Raw genomic sequence first — 13,022 nt, 5'->3', positions numbered from 1 at the left:
TCGCCCGGCCGGACGATCACCGATCCTGTGCGCCTCCCCACACAGCATCGAGGTCCCCCATGTCCAACAACCGCCCTTCCCAGGCAGCCAGACGATTGCGCTGGGCCGTGGTGCCGGCCCTGATGGCGCTGGCCGGTGCCGCCCAGGCGCAGAACTACGACCGCTACTACGACGATGGTTACAGCGGCGGCCCGGTGCGTTGCGAGTCGATCAAGAACCGCACGCAGCAATGCGCCTTGCCGGGCCGTGCCCGTCTGGTGCGGCAGATCTCCGGCTCGCCCTGCGTGGAAGGGCAGACCTGGGGCCAGGCCCGCAACGGCGTATGGGTGACGCAGGGTTGCCGGGCCGAGTTCATCGCCGAAGGTGGCCGCGGCGGCCGCTGGAATGGCGGCGGTGGCTGGGGGCACAACGGCGGCGGCAACAGTGGCCGGGGCCAGATCCTGACCTGCGATTCCAATGACCATCGCCGTCAGCGCTGCGTGGCCAATGTGCGCCGCGAGGCGCGGCTGATCCGCCAGACCTCGCGCAACGCCTGCATCGAAGGCCGCACCTGGGGCTGGGACCGTACCGGGGTCTGGGTGGACGGCGGCTGCCGGGCACAGTTCCAGATTTACTGAGGGCCGCTGCACAGCGCCCGGGTGCGTGATGCAGGCTGAAACGAACGAGGCCGCGTCGATCAGACGCGGCCTCGGTGTTTCTGCGGCGAGCCCACCCGACGGTGGCCTACAGTGGGTCAGCCCGCTGCGCTGAGCGCCTGGCCGCTGTTGACCAGCATTGGCCAGCGCTTGAGCACGGCCTGGCGGATGCCGGCGGCATCGATGCCGGCTTCGGCCAGCAGGTCTTCGCGGCTGGCATGGTGCTGGAAGCTGTCCGGCAGGCCCAGGTGCAGGAACGGCTTGAGCACGTTCTCGGCATTGAGCAGCTCGGCCACGCCGGAGCCGGCACCGCCGGCGACCACGTTGTCTTCGATGGTGACGAAGCCTTCGTGGCGCTGCGCAAGGTCCAGCAGCAGGGCACGGTCCAGCGGTTTGATGAAGCGCATGTTGACCACGGTCAGGCCCAGCTCGCGGCCCACCTGTTCGGCGGCGGTCACGGTGCTGCCGAAGGCGAGCAGGGCGATGCGGCTGCCCGGCAGGCGCAGCTCGGCCTTGCCGATTTCCAGCTTGGACAGGTCGGTGCCGGCCGCAACACCGGTGCCGCTGCCGCGCGGGTAGCGCACCGCTGCCGGGCCGGCATGACGCAGGCCGGTGGTCAGCATCTGGCGGCACTCAGCCTCATCGGAGGGGGCCATGACCACCATGTGCGGAACGCAGCGCAGGAAGCTCAGGTCCAGGTTGCCGGCATGGGTCGCGCCATCCGGGCCGACCACACCGGCGCGGTCGATCGCGAACAGCACATCCAGCTCCTGCACGGCCACGTCGTGGACCAGCTGGTCGTAGGCGCGCTGCAGGAAGGTCGAGTAGATCGCCACCACCGGCTTGGCGCCCTGGGTGGCCATGCCCGCCGCCAGGGTCACGGCGTGCTGTTCGGCGATGGCCACATCGAAGTAGCGGTCCGGGTATTCCTTGCTGAAGCGCACCAGGCCAGAGCCCTCGCGCATCGCCGGGGTGATGCCCATCAGCTTCGGTTCGGCCGCGGCGGCATCGCACAGCCAGTCGCTGAAGACGTCGGTATAGGTCGGCTTCTTGGCCCCGCCCTTGGCGACCAGGCCCTTGTCCGGATCGAACGGGCCAACCGCGTGGTAACCGATCTGGTCACCTTCGGCGCGCTCGTAACCCTTGCCCTTGGTGGTCATCACGTGCAGCAGCTTCAGGCCTTTCAGGCTCTTGAGCGTTTTCAGCGTGGCGACCAGCGCCGGCACGTCGTGGCCGTCGATCGGCCCGGTGTAATGGAAGCCCATTTCCTCGAAGAACGTGGACGGCACGAACATGCCCTTCCAGTGTTCTTCCCAGCGTTTGACGAAGCGCGCGGTCGGGTTGTGCTTCTTGTCGCCGAGGATCTTCTTGCCGCCTTCGCGCAGCGCATTGAGCGTGCGGCTGCCGGTGGCCCGGCCGAGCATCTTGGTCAGCCCGCCGACGGCCTCGGAGATCGACATGTTGTTGTCGTTGAGGATCACCAGCAGGTTCGGTTCCTGCTCCATGCCGCCGGCGTGGTTGAGCGCCTCGTAAGCCATGCCGGCGGTCATCGCGCCATCGCCGATCACGGCCACGACCTTGCGGTCATCGCCTTCGGCCTGGCGTGCGATCGCCATGCCCAGCGCCGCGGAGATCGAGGTCGAGGAATGGCCGACGCCGAAGGTGTCGTACTCGCTTTCCTCGCGCTTGGGGAACGGCGCGACGCCGTCCTTCTGCTTGACGGTGTGGATTTCGTCGCGGCGGCCGGTCAGGATCTTGTGCGGGTAGGTCTGATGACCCACATCCCACACCAGCTGATCGACGGGCGTCTGATACAGGTAGTGCAGGGCGACGGTCAGTTCGATCACGCCCAGGCCGGCGCCGAAATGGCCGCCGCTCTTGCCCACCGACTCAATCAGGTAGGCACGCAGTTCATCCGCGATCGCGGGCAGTTCGGATTCATCGAACCTGCGCAGGTCATCCGGTGACTGGATGCGCGCAAGGCGGGGATAGCGGGCGGAGTCGATCATGTTTATCGCGCTTCTTCTGAGCGCCTATTTTCCCCCCCAAATGGGGGTGGGGCAAGCAAACCGCCTTTTCAGTGAGTAAACGGTGACGGCAGCTGCGACAGAACGTCGCAGCGCACTCACGCGCAGAGCTTGGACCGCTTGGGCAGCTGCGCCTTCAGGAACGCCATCTGGTCGGCCAGGATGTTGCGGTTGGAGAGGATCATGTGTTCGATCCAGCTGGGCCGGTAAGGCACGGCCAGCAGCGGCATGCCGGCCTGCTGCGGGGTCCGGTTGCTCTTGCGCGAGTTGCAGTGGAAGCACGCACTGACCACGTTCTCCCACACGTCCAGGCCGCCCTTGGAGATCGGCATGACGTGGTCGCGGGTCAGTTGCGGGCGGTTGAACTGTTGCCCGCAGTACAGGCACAGATGCGCATCGCGCGCGAACAGGGCCGGATTGGAGAGATTCGGGGTGGGGTCGATCGCACGGGAACGGGCATGCCCGCGGGCGGCGATGATCGGGTGCAGGTCCAGCCCGCTCTGCAGGCCAGTGGTGCGGCAGATGCCGCCGCGGATGTGCAGGCAGGGGTCACCGAGGGTCCAGGCGACCGCACCGCGTGCGTAGAGGCAGGACGCGTCCTGCCAATTGATCCAGTCGAGCACGCGCCCGTGGGCGTCCAGGGCCAATAACCGTACCGAGCCGGGCCGATGCAGCGTAACGATCGGCGATACCTCGGCGACCGGGGCGGACGAGGCTCCGGTATCGATCAGACCCAAGCGTGTAGTGTCTGTCTCCATCGGGAAAACAGCTTATACCCGAATCGTTACCAATTGGGTATAGGCGGCAAGTGCCTACCCATTTGGTAACGATTCGGCCCCGGGCATTCCACCTTATCCCCGCGCCGTTGGCGCGCCCCCTTGAACATCAAGGGGGCTTTTCTCCAGAACGTGTATCGGGGCGCCGACCAACGGTCGGCACCTACCGACGATCAGGTATCGGTGCTCCGACTGGCGGTCGGCACCTATCGACGATCAGGCGTCGGTGGTCTGGCGACCGATCAACCTTCGCCGAAATGCGCGTCGGTCATCGCCATCAGCGGTTCGGCGCCGGCCTGGATCGCGGCGGCGTGGCTGAGCGTGCGCGGGAGCACGCGGGCGAAGTAGAAGCGGGCGGTCTCGCGCTTGGCCTGCTTGAACGCAGCGCTCTGCGCGGAGGCATCGGCGGCGGCGACGCTGCGTGCCCACCAGTAGGCCAGCACCACATAGCCCGAATAGAACAGGTAATCGAAGCTGGCCGCGCCCAGTTCGTCCGGGTTGGTGGCCGCGCGCTGCAGGGTCGCCAGGGTCAGCTTGCCCCATTCGTCCGCCTTGGCGCGCAGCGGGGTGATGAACTCGGCCAGCGCCGGGTTGCCTTCATTGGCCTTGGCGAAGGCCTCGATCTCGGCCAGCATCAGTTTCAGGCCGGCGCCCTGGCTGGAGGCGGTCTTGCGACCGATCAGGTCCAGTGCCTGGATGCCGGTGGTGCCTTCATACAGCGTGGTGATGCGGGCATCGCGTGCCAGCTGCTCCATGCCGTGCTCGCGGATATAGCCGTGGCCACCGAAGCACTGCAGCGCGTTGTAGGTGTTCTCGATGCCCCATTCGGTCTGGCAGGCCTTGGAGATCGGGGTGAGGAAGCTCACCAGGGTGTCGGCGCGTTCGCGTTCGCCGGCATCCTGCGCATGGTGGGCGACGTCGATCAGGGTGGCCGCGTGCAGGGCCAACAGTCGGCTGCCTTCCACCAGCGATTTGATGGTCAGCAGCATGCGCCGCACATCCGGGTGGACCAGGATCGGGTCGGCCGGCTTTTCCGGGTTTTTCGGGCCGCTCAGCGAACGCGACTGCAGGCGCTCGCGGGCGTACTTAAGGGCGTTCTGGTAGGCGCGTTCGGACAGGCCGATGCCCTGCAGGCCAACGCCCAGGCGGGCGGTGTTCATCATGGTGAACATCGCCTGCAGGCCCTTGTGCGGCTGGCCCACCAGATACCCTTCGGCGCCGTCGAAATTCATCACGCAGGTGACCGAACCCTTGATGCCCATCTTGTGCTCGATCGAGCCGCAGCGCAGCGCATTGCGCTCGCCGATCTTGCCCTCGCGGTCCACCTTGAACTTCGGGGTGACGAACAGCGAGATGCCCTTGGCGCCGGCCGGTGCATCCGGCAGCTTGGCCAGCACCAGGTGGACGATGTTGTCGGTCAGGTCGTGCTCGCCGGCGGTGATGAAGATCTTGGTGCCGGTGATCGCGTAGCTGCCGTCCGCGTTGGGTTCGGCCTTGGTCTTGAGCAGGCCCAGGTCGGTGCCGCAATGCGGTTCGGTCAGGCACATGGTGCCGGTCCAGCGGCCTTCGATCAGCGGCTTGAGGAAGGCCTCCTGCTGCCACGCCTCACCGTGCTGCTTGAGCGCCTCGATGGCGCCATGGGAGAGCAGCGGGAAGTTGCCCCATGCCAGGTTGGCGGCATTGATCATTTCGTTGAGCGGCACGCCCAGCGTGTGCGGCAGACCCTGGCCACCCAGCTCCGGCGCAGCGGTCAGGCCGGTCCAGCCGCCCTCGACAAACTGCGTGTACGCCTGCTTGAAGCCAGGCGGGGTGGTGACCTCGCCGGTGCTCTGGTCCAGTACACAGCCGATCTCATCGCCCACGCTGTTCAACGGCGCCAGCACGCTGGCACTGAAACGGCCGGCTTCTTCCAGTACGGCATCCACCACATCGGCGGTGGCATCGGTCAGGCCGAGGCGCGCGAACAGCGGCTCGACCTTGAGCACGTCATGCAGGGCGAAACGGATATCGGAAAGCGGGGCGGTGTAGCTGCTCATCGGGGACGGTCTCGATCAGTGGCGAAGGGTGGCCGGTCAGCGCAGGACGCCGGGCAGGCCAGGGGCCTGGTTGAGCGTGCTGCGGCTGTCAATCTCGAAGGTGCGTTGCTTCTTTTCCTGTGGGGTCGCGCTCACCGAACCCTTCAGCGAATAGGCCAGGGTACGGTTGCCGGCCAGCGCGTCGGCCATCACCAGGCGCGCGCCCGAGCTCGGCTTGAGGTCGACGTTGACCACATCGGCCGACACGCCACCAATCGACAGCGCCGGCTGCAGCTGCAGCGCACCGGCGTCCTGATCGCTCACCTTGAGCTGCAGGGACACGTTGTCGAAGGTCATGGGCATGGAGCTGAAGTTCTGCAGGCGCAGCGCGACCGTCCAGCTGCCATCGGCACGCACCGTCAATTCCTGCACGCTGGCGGCCGGCTCGGAGACGCGTTTGACCGTCTTGTTGCAGGCGGCAAGGGCCAGGCAGGCGACGGCGATCAGGCCGATGGGCAGGGCGGAACGGAAGCGGTGGCACATGGCGCAATCCTCGGGCGGATACTGCATGGGTATGAGCATACTACGGCGTATGGTGTCCGTGCTGCTCTGGGGCAGCAGGGGGCAAGGGTAGGGCACCGGGGTGACCGGGCCACGTGCTTTTAGTCTGGGGGAACACGGCCGAGTGGCGGCGCGGCGCGTGGCCGGCGTGCCAGGTCAGTCCAGCGGCGCCATCACCCGCAACGGGGCCAGGTCATAGCCCATCGCCTCGGCACGCGCCTTGAGCTGCTCGAACAGGGCGGTGTCCATGCTCGGCGAACGCGAGAGGATCCACAGGTATCTGCGGTCCGGCTCGCCGACCACCGCCCACTGGTAGGCCGGATCCAGGGCGATCACCCAGTAGTCGGCCCAGACCAACGGGACCCAGGAGAGCCAGTCCGGCACGAAGCGCACCTGCAGCCTGCCAGGGTGACCCTCGACGGGCCGTGCCACGCCATCGGCGGCGACGCGATCACCATCGGCCTGGCGGCATGCGTTGTGCACGCTGATCCGGCCATCGGCGCGCAGGCTGTAGGTGGCGGTGATGTCGCCGACGCACTTCTTCTGGAACGATACCGGCAGGTGCGCGATCTCATGCCACTGGCCGGCGTAGCGGTCCATGTCCAGCGCCTCCACCGAGGTCACCGGCGCGGCCGCCCAGGCCGACCCGGTGGCGGCGAGGGCGAGCAGGGCACTGATCAGATAGCGGCTGCGCATTGTCGACACTCCACACAAGACGCAGCGAGCTTAGGCACAGGCAGGACGGAAATTGTGAATATTCCGTCATGCAGTGGCCGTCTCACGTCGCTGGGGTGCGCGTGGCAGCGTGCGGCACCCGCGCTACCGACTGTCAGCGGAGAGTTCCCGCGTGGCGTTGCCGTTCTCGTCCAGGAAGCGCACCTTGGCGTCTCCCGAGGGCGTGACCACCAGCTCGAGCCGCGGCTTTCCTTGACCATCGCGCAGGGTCAGCATGGCATCGCGCGCATCAGATTTGCCAAGGAACACGCGCTCGGTGATCGCAGGAACGCCATTCCGATGAAGTGCTTCGTCCCGCTTGGAGAAGAACGGACGGTCCAGGCCATCGGCAACGTCATTGAAGGTCAGCCCTGCCGAGTGTGTCCCTGCTTCGTCCACGCCCAGCAACTGCATCTGCTGGTCCTGCTGATAGCGATCAAAGGTCAGGCTCATGCCGCTGGAGGGTTTGCCGTTCTTGTCGAGCGAGCCGTTGTAGATCAGCCCGCCGTTTTCCGTGCCTTCATCGTTGAAGAACAGCATGCCTGCCATCGGGCGCGGATGCGGTTGCTCTTTGTTGTGGATGAGCACCCCGGGAAAGAGCGTGCGATTGGAGATCGCCAGTCGCAACGTCCCATCAGGTTCCTTGATGTTGATGCGCTGGGCATCGATGACGTCGAAGCTGGCGCTGCGCTGCGACGTCGCCCCCATCATCAACGCCGCCACGGCCAGGACGCCGAACCCCGCGTAGCCCAGCGTGAGTCTTCGTTGACTGCGTTTCAGCTGCGCGATCTGCGCCTGCAGCACGTCGATGCCGTTCGACATTCACTTCTCCCTGTGTGCGCGGCCATGAGGTGCGAACAAGCGTGGCCGCAGACGACACTGTCCGCCAGGTGAGCATGCCAGCGCGTGGCGATGAACGGCAAGGCATGCCATTGCGTCACGCAGGACATCATCCCTGGTCGGTTTGCCCGCTCTGCAATGCGCGATGGATCTCCGCCTCGATCATCGCTTCGTCGTCGCGTGCGGCCCAGCGGCTGATCCTGACGATCACCAGCACCGCGGCGGCGATGAGGTAGGCGGCAGGCACGACCGCCAGACTGGCGAACAGTGCGGGGGCGAGCTCGTGTGTGAGCTGCCAGTGCTTCACCACCGCCACCAGCGGAAAGATGAGCAGGCTGACGAACATGCCGATCACCAAGGTGCGGATGAAGGGGTGCATCTGGAACGCACCTTCCAGCCGCGCGCCGCGCTCGGTGGCAATGCACCGGCCGATGAAATACGGCTTGAACGAATTGGAGACGAAGGGGCGTTTCCAGCACAGGCGGATCCGTTGAGCGGAGACCTTCCCGCGCATCCCCGCGGCAGAAAGGCGAGGGCCGTGCTGGATCGACTGCCTGAGCTGCAGCACGGTCGCCTCGAGCGGGTGCGTGCTGTGGAAGACAGCATGGCGTTTGCCGAACAGCGCGGCGAACAGAGCACGAACCATGTGCAGACCCCCTTCCTTGAACGATGCGCGATGTGGCCTGGTCGAACGCCAGACAAAAAAAATGACCTGCATTTCTGCAGGTCATCTGAAATTGTGGTGGCCGGGGACGGAATCGAACCGCCGACACGGGGATTTTCAATCCCCTGCTCTACCAACTGAGCTACCCGGCCACTTCATCGCTGCGTTGCCGCTGGCGAGGACGCGAATAATACGGAGGTATGAGGGGTTCGGCAAGCGTTTCGCGAAAAAAATTTCACATTTGTTTCCAAACCCTTGTCCGCCCACATCCAAGTGCTTGATCCACCGGGCTCGAGCACATCACCGAAGCGCATGAACGTCGGTTCAGGCGGATGCGTTGCGCCGGTGCAGTTGATCAGCCCGGGGTGGATCGTGCGTCGTTGGGCATGCACCACAACAGCACGATGCCGATCACCATCATGATCGCCGCCAGCACCAATGCGCCCTGGTAGCTGCCGCTGTCGCGCGCCAGCGTGCCGGCGATCGCGGGGGCGATGATCTGGGCGACGCCGTAACTCAGCGTCAACGTCGCCATCGCCTTGGCAGGATTGTGCGGGTAGTGGCGACCCACCACGGTCAGGGTCAGACTGACGATGCCGGCGAAGGTCAGGCCGAACAGCACCGCGCTGGCCGCGCCGGCCCACAGCCCGCCATCCAGCAAGGGCAATACGAAGGACGTGGCCTGCAACGCATACGCGAGCATCAATGCACGGATCAGGCCGAGCCGGTTAGACAGCCGGTCCCAGGCAAACGTCGAGGGGATGGCGGTGAGGCCGACCAGCATCCACACCCAACTGCCGTGGCCGGCGAAGGCAGGGGTCTGCACCAGGATGGCGACGATGAAGGTCGCGCTGACCACGAAGCCGACCCCCGCGCAGAAGTACGAGGCGATCAGCAGCCAGCGCCAGCGCCGCCCGGGTGGCGGGGGAGCGTTGGCACCCGTCGTGCTGGAGATCGCTGCCGGCGGCGGCATCCATGCCCAGGCCGGGATCAGGAACACCACCGCGAGGGTGCCCAGGGCGATCCACTGCCGGGAGGACGCCAGTTGATCGGCCATCGCCGCAGCCGCCAGGCCCGAGACCGCGATCCCCACCCCGAGGCCGGCGAAGTGCAGGCCGAGCTGTGGGCGGCGCTGATGGGCTAGCAGCCAGTTGAGCACCAGCCCGGAGGCGAGCAGCAGGCCGGCGGTGCTGGACAGGCCGGCCACGAAGCGCAGCACGCCCCAGAAGGCCATGTCCGTGGTGGTGCCCATCAGGCCGGTGGATACCACTGCCAGGACCAGTCCGATGCGGTAGAAGCGGAATTTCAGCTGCATGTCGCCGACCCGGGCGACCAGCACGGTGCCGGCCAGGTAGCCCAGATAGTTGAACGTTGCCAGCCAGCCGCCGGCGGCGGCCGTGAGCCCGGCGTCGAGCCGCATCACCGGCAGCAGCGGGGTGTAGGCAAAGCGCGCCAGGCCAACCGTGAGTACCAGCGCGCAGATGCCGGCCGTGATGACCTGCCAGGCGTGGCGGGGATGCGGGACCGTGAGGGACATGGGTGTGGAGGGGAGCGGGGAGGGGCCCATCGTCGGTGGGGGGAGGTGACCGCGTCTTTCGATAGAATGACCCATCCTGTCGATGAGACGTCACATGGCCATGGCTGAACCTACTGCGCCGGGTTGGCGCGAAGTTCCGGTGCCGCCGCTGCGGCGTCTACCCTGGCCGGTGGTGGCGCGCAGCCAGCGACTGGAGGCCGGCGAGCGCTTCCCGCCGCACGTGCACGGCTGGAACCAGCTGGTCCACGCCAGCACGGGTGTGCTGCAGGCCAGCGCCGGGCAGGCACGTCACGTGATCACCCCGCAGCAGGCGCTGTGGGTGCCGACCGGCACGCTCCATCACACGGGCGCGTTGAACACCTCGGCGTTCCGCAATCTTTACGTGGCCGATGGCCCGGAACTGGGTATGCCCACGCATTGCGTGGTGCTCGATGTGTCACCGCTGCTGCGCGAACTGATCATTGAACTCGATCGCACCGTGCCCGATCACGACCGCACCTACTACGCCACCTTGTGTACCTTGATCACTGCGCAGTTGCCGCGCCAGCGGCAGCACACCCGGCACCTGCCGTGGCCGCAGGATGCGCGCCTGCAGCGCTGGTGCCAGGCGCTGTACGAGCAACCCGCCGACACCCGCAGCGTGAATGACTGGGCACCCTTGCTGGGTGCATCGCCGCGTACCCTGGCGCGCCACTTTGAGCGCGAGACCGGCATGCGCCTGCGTGAGTGGCGGTTGCGGCTGCGCCTGCTGCGCGCCATTGAGTGGCTGGCGCAGGGGCGTTCGCCCACGGTAATCGCGCACGAGCTGGGCTATGCCTCGGCGTCGGCGTTCAACTACATGTTCCGGATCGAGATGGGCATGAGCCCGCTGCAATGGAGGCGCGCACGCCCTACGGCGTGACCGGGCAGGCCAGGCTGACCAGGCGGTCATCCTCGAAGCGTGCGCGGATCATGCCCTTGTCGGCTTTGCCTGCGGGCCACTCCGCGTCGGCCCCTGCACCGGGCAGGGGATTGCCCAGGTGGAAGTACACGCGGCCACGGCTGTCGCCGACCTGCACCTTGTTGCATGCCACGATGGGTGAAGCCATCTCGCCGCAGTCGCCCTGCAGCAGGCACAGGCGCGTGTGGCACTTGCCTGCACCGGACGACCAATGGCCTTGCGCGGCCAGGCAACCGGGCTCGGTCGCCAGGATCGCCCAGCATGCCAGGCCGAACACGGTGGTGGCGGACATCAACCCGGGCAGCAGGTAGCGGCGTCGGCGGGAAGCGGGAACGTTCATGACGCGATCATGCGCCCTGGCCGGCGGCGCGGGCAACGCATGCGCGGTGCAGCGTACGGATGGAATGCTGTGACGCCATCGGGACAATCGGTCCCTGTCGCACAAGGCGATTGCACAGCCGCATCGTCCTGCACCGATGGAACGCTGTTTTACCCCCCGCCCGCACGTGCCCGGACGGCGTACTGTCGGGATTCCTTTTCCGTCTCCCCGGAGCGATCCGCTGATGAACGCACTCACCAACACCCGCATCGTGCTCGCTTCTCGCCCGAACGGTGCTCCCGTCTCATCCAACTTCCGTATCGAGCACGTGCCGGTGCCCGCGCCTGGCCCGGGCGAGGTGCTGCTGCGCAATCGCTATCTGTCGCTGGATCCCTACATGCGTGGTCGCATGGAGGAGGGGCCGTCCTACGCCGCACCGGTTGCGCTGGATGCGGTGATGGAAGGGCGCACCGTTGCTGAAGTGCTCGCCTCCAACCATCCCGGTTTCGCCATCGGCGAGCATGTGCTGGCACCGGGCAACTGGCAGACGCACGCGGTCATCCATGGTGATCAGCTCAGCCGCAAGCTCGAGGACAACGACCTGCCGATCAGCACTGCACTGGGTGTGTACGGCATGCCCGGATTCACGGCGTACGTGGGCCTGCAGGAAATCGGCAAGCCGCAGCCGGGCGAAACGCTCGTGGTGGCGGCTGCCAGTGGCCCGGTGGGCGCAACGGTGGGGCAGATCGCCAAGCTGCAGGGGGCGCGCACGGTCGGCATTGCCGGTGGCGAGCAGAAGCGCGCGTACCTGGAAACACTGGGCTTCGATGTGGCGCTGGATCACCGCGCCGACGATTTTGCCGCGCAGTTGCGCGCGGCGGTGCCCGATGGCATCGATGTCTACTTCGAGAACGTCGGCGGACATGTGTTCGATGCGGTCGCGCCGCTGCTCAACGATTTCGCGCGCATTCCCGTGTGCGGCACCATCGCCACCTACAACGCGCGCGGCGCGGTGCTGCCCGGGCCGGACCGGCTGCCGGGTTTCATGAGCCAGGTGCTGCGCCAGCGCCTGACCGTGCGCGGCTTCATCCAGTCGGACCTGCACGCCTTGTTCCCGGCGTTCCTGCGCGAGATGGGGCAGTGGTTGAAGGACGGCCGCGTGCAGTATCGCGAAGACATCGTGGAGGGCCTGGAGAACGCGCCCGAGGCATTCTTCGGGCTGCTCAAGGGGCGCAACTTCGGCAAGCTGGTGGTCAAGCTGGATTGACCGGCGTATCGCGCGTGAGCGCGACGTGTGCGAGGCCGTGTCGATCGTGATTCGTGCATCACGATCGGCTGGTTAGTCTGCCCTTGAAGGCGCCGTCCCGGTGCCCGCATCAGTGAGTAGAACCATGGCAGACACCAAGCCCAGCGAACAAGGCAAGCAGGAAGGCATCGAAGAGAGCCAGCAGGACCGCAAGCAGGACGATACCGCCAAGCAGCGGCCGGGACAGACCGATCAGGCGATCCACGATGCAGGCACACGCCGGCCGGAGCGCAAGGACAATCCCGAGGGCGCGTAAGCAACCCGCGCAACCTGCAGAAACAACAACGCCCCGGAAACCTGGTTTCCGAGGCGTTGTCTTGAATAGTGGTGGAGCCAAGGAGGATCGAACTCCTGACCTCGTCGATGCGAACGACGCGCTCTCCCAGCTGAGCTATGGCCCCACGGGTGGTGCAACTGCGTGGCGTACCCGACCTCGGCCGTACCTCGCGATGGGCCTAGTCTAGCGCCGACCGGCATTGCCTGCCAAGGGGTGCCTGGTCCGGGTCACGGGCCGGCGCCGGGTGTCCTGCCAGGTGCCCATTCGACCTGCCGCAGCAGGGCTTTGTCCAGCTTGGCCGCCACGCCGACGCTGCGCCCGGCCAGGTTGGCCACCACGAAGGGCGACAAGCGCCGGGCGACATGTGACCGATGGCCCGGTAGGCGTCCAAACCCGAACGCTGCCCTTCCG

General features: G+C 66.6%; 14 protein-coding genes and 2 tRNA genes. 4 read left to right on the top strand and 12 right to left on the bottom strand.

Annotation, left to right across the window (positions count from 1 at the left end):
- Window positions 1-59 precede the first annotated feature (59 nt).
- Window positions 60-617: a DUF3011 domain-containing protein gene (locus tag C0R07_RS01410; protein ID WP_046273229.1), complete on the top strand. Its 558-nt coding sequence runs from the start codon at window positions 60-62 to the stop codon at window positions 615-617.
- 116 nt (window positions 618-733) lie between these two features.
- Here the strand turns inward: C0R07_RS01410 and dxs are convergent, their stop codons facing one another.
- The 9 genes from dxs to C0R07_RS01365 form a co-directional block, all read right to left on the bottom strand.
- On the bottom strand, window positions 734-2,644 hold the full coding sequence (gene dxs / locus C0R07_RS01405) for a 1-deoxy-D-xylulose-5-phosphate synthase (RefSeq protein WP_102788049.1): 1,911 nt from the start codon (window positions 2,642-2,644) through the stop codon (window positions 734-736).
- A 116-nt stretch (window positions 2,645-2,760) separates the two neighbouring features.
- A complete protein-coding gene (locus tag C0R07_RS01400) occupies window positions 2,761-3,420 on the bottom strand; it encodes an HNH endonuclease (protein WP_019182787.1) in 660 nt (219 codons plus the stop codon).
- A 260-nt stretch (window positions 3,421-3,680) separates the two neighbouring features.
- Complete coding sequence (locus C0R07_RS01395) at window positions 3,681-5,474, bottom strand: acyl-CoA dehydrogenase C-terminal domain-containing protein (protein ID WP_102788048.1); 1,794 nt, start codon at window positions 5,472-5,474, stop codon at window positions 3,681-3,683.
- A 36-nt stretch (window positions 5,475-5,510) separates the two neighbouring features.
- A complete protein-coding gene (locus tag C0R07_RS01390) occupies window positions 5,511-5,996 on the bottom strand; it encodes an LEA type 2 family protein (RefSeq protein WP_102788047.1) in 486 nt (161 codons plus the stop codon).
- A 174-nt stretch (window positions 5,997-6,170) separates the two neighbouring features.
- On the bottom strand, window positions 6,171-6,710 hold the full coding sequence (locus tag C0R07_RS01385; RefSeq protein ID WP_102788046.1) for a lipocalin family protein: 540 nt from the start codon (window positions 6,708-6,710) through the stop codon (window positions 6,171-6,173).
- Between the two features lie 123 nt (window positions 6,711-6,833).
- Window positions 6,834-7,550, bottom strand: a complete 717-nt coding sequence (locus C0R07_RS01380; protein ID WP_019182791.1) for a hypothetical protein — start codon at window positions 7,548-7,550, stop codon at window positions 6,834-6,836.
- Between the two features lie 127 nt (window positions 7,551-7,677).
- Window positions 7,678-8,286, bottom strand: coding sequence for a long-chain fatty acid--CoA ligase (locus C0R07_RS01375; RefSeq protein WP_146027575.1), 609 nt, complete (start codon window positions 8,284-8,286; stop codon window positions 7,678-7,680).
- A 22-nt stretch (window positions 8,287-8,308) separates the two neighbouring features.
- Window positions 8,309-8,384, bottom strand: a tRNA-Phe gene (locus tag C0R07_RS01370).
- Between the two features lie 203 nt (window positions 8,385-8,587).
- Window positions 8,588-9,769, bottom strand: a complete 1,182-nt coding sequence (locus tag C0R07_RS01365) for a YbfB/YjiJ family MFS transporter (RefSeq protein ID WP_070470874.1) — start codon at window positions 9,767-9,769, stop codon at window positions 8,588-8,590.
- Between the two features lie 100 nt (window positions 9,770-9,869).
- Here C0R07_RS01365 and C0R07_RS01360 point away from each other — a divergent pair, with 100 nt between their 5' ends.
- On the top strand, window positions 9,870-10,670 hold the full coding sequence (locus C0R07_RS01360) for an AraC family transcriptional regulator (protein ID WP_254427754.1): 801 nt from the start codon (window positions 9,870-9,872) through the stop codon (window positions 10,668-10,670).
- Here C0R07_RS01360 and C0R07_RS01355 read toward each other — a convergent pair.
- A complete protein-coding gene (locus C0R07_RS01355; RefSeq protein WP_070470870.1) occupies window positions 10,660-11,049 on the bottom strand; it encodes a hypothetical protein in 390 nt (129 codons plus the stop codon). The two genes, C0R07_RS01360 and C0R07_RS01355, sit on opposite strands and share 11 nt — an antisense overlap.
- A gap of 223 nt (window positions 11,050-11,272) precedes the next feature.
- Here C0R07_RS01355 and C0R07_RS01350 point away from each other — a divergent pair, with 223 nt between their 5' ends.
- The gene (locus C0R07_RS01350; RefSeq protein ID WP_167390308.1) at window positions 11,273-12,295 is read left to right on the top strand and encodes an NADP-dependent oxidoreductase; all 1,023 of its coding nucleotides are present in this window, start codon (window positions 11,273-11,275) and stop codon (window positions 12,293-12,295) included.
- A gap of 124 nt (window positions 12,296-12,419) precedes the next feature.
- Window positions 12,420-12,590 (top strand): hypothetical protein, encoded by a 171-nt coding sequence (locus C0R07_RS19855; RefSeq protein WP_167390307.1) that lies wholly within the window; start codon window positions 12,420-12,422, stop codon window positions 12,588-12,590.
- A 69-nt stretch (window positions 12,591-12,659) separates the two neighbouring features.
- On the opposite strand, the gene C0R07_RS01345 is transcribed toward C0R07_RS19855, so the two are convergent.
- Both C0R07_RS01345 and C0R07_RS20210 read right to left on the bottom strand, forming a co-directional pair.
- Window positions 12,660-12,735 (bottom strand) — tRNA-Ala (locus tag C0R07_RS01345).
- Window positions 12,736-12,838: 103 nt separating this feature from the next.
- The gene (locus tag C0R07_RS20210) at window positions 12,839-12,961 is read right to left on the bottom strand and encodes a hypothetical protein (protein ID WP_261798213.1); all 123 of its coding nucleotides are present in this window, start codon (window positions 12,959-12,961) and stop codon (window positions 12,839-12,841) included.
- Window positions 12,962-13,022 lie beyond the last annotated feature (61 nt).

It is taken from the genome of Stenotrophomonas bentonitica, from assembly GCF_002887735.1.
In the GTDB taxonomy this organism is placed as follows: domain Bacteria; phylum Pseudomonadota; class Gammaproteobacteria; order Xanthomonadales; family Xanthomonadaceae; genus Stenotrophomonas; species Stenotrophomonas bentonitica_A.
This window is presented reverse-complemented; position numbering and strand designations above follow the sequence as displayed.

Coding starts and splice junctions, on each gene's coding strand:
- C0R07_RS01410 (WP_046273229.1), top strand. CDS start 60: ATGTCCAACAACCGCCCTTCCCAGGCAGCCAGACGATTGCGCTGGGCC.
- dxs (WP_102788049.1), bottom strand. CDS start 2,644: ATGATCGACTCCGCCCGCTATCCCCGCCTTGCGCGCATCCAGTCACCG.
- C0R07_RS01400 (WP_019182787.1), bottom strand. CDS start 3,420: ATGGAGACAGACACTACACGCTTGGGTCTGATCGATACCGGAGCCTCG.
- C0R07_RS01395 (WP_102788048.1), bottom strand. CDS start 5,474: ATGAGCAGCTACACCGCCCCGCTTTCCGATATCCGTTTCGCCCTGCAT.
- C0R07_RS01390 (WP_102788047.1), bottom strand. CDS start 5,996: ATGTGCCACCGCTTCCGTTCCGCCCTGCCCATCGGCCTGATCGCCGTC.
- C0R07_RS01385 (WP_102788046.1), bottom strand. CDS start 6,710: ATGCGCAGCCGCTATCTGATCAGTGCCCTGCTCGCCCTCGCCGCCACC.
- C0R07_RS01380 (WP_019182791.1), bottom strand. CDS start 7,550: ATGTCGAACGGCATCGACGTGCTGCAGGCGCAGATCGCGCAGCTGAAA.
- C0R07_RS01375 (WP_146027575.1), bottom strand. CDS start 8,286: ATGCAGGTCATTTTTTTTGTCTGGCGTTCGACCAGGCCACATCGCGCA.
- C0R07_RS01365 (WP_070470874.1), bottom strand. CDS start 9,769: ATGTCCCTCACGGTCCCGCATCCCCGCCACGCCTGGCAGGTCATCACG.
- C0R07_RS01360 (WP_254427754.1), top strand. CDS start 9,870: ATGGCTGAACCTACTGCGCCGGGTTGGCGCGAAGTTCCGGTGCCGCCG.
- C0R07_RS01355 (WP_070470870.1), bottom strand. CDS start 11,049: ATGAACGTTCCCGCTTCCCGCCGACGCCGCTACCTGCTGCCCGGGTTG.
- C0R07_RS01350 (WP_167390308.1), top strand. CDS start 11,273: ATGAACGCACTCACCAACACCCGCATCGTGCTCGCTTCTCGCCCGAAC.
- C0R07_RS19855 (WP_167390307.1), top strand. CDS start 12,420: ATGGCAGACACCAAGCCCAGCGAACAAGGCAAGCAGGAAGGCATCGAA.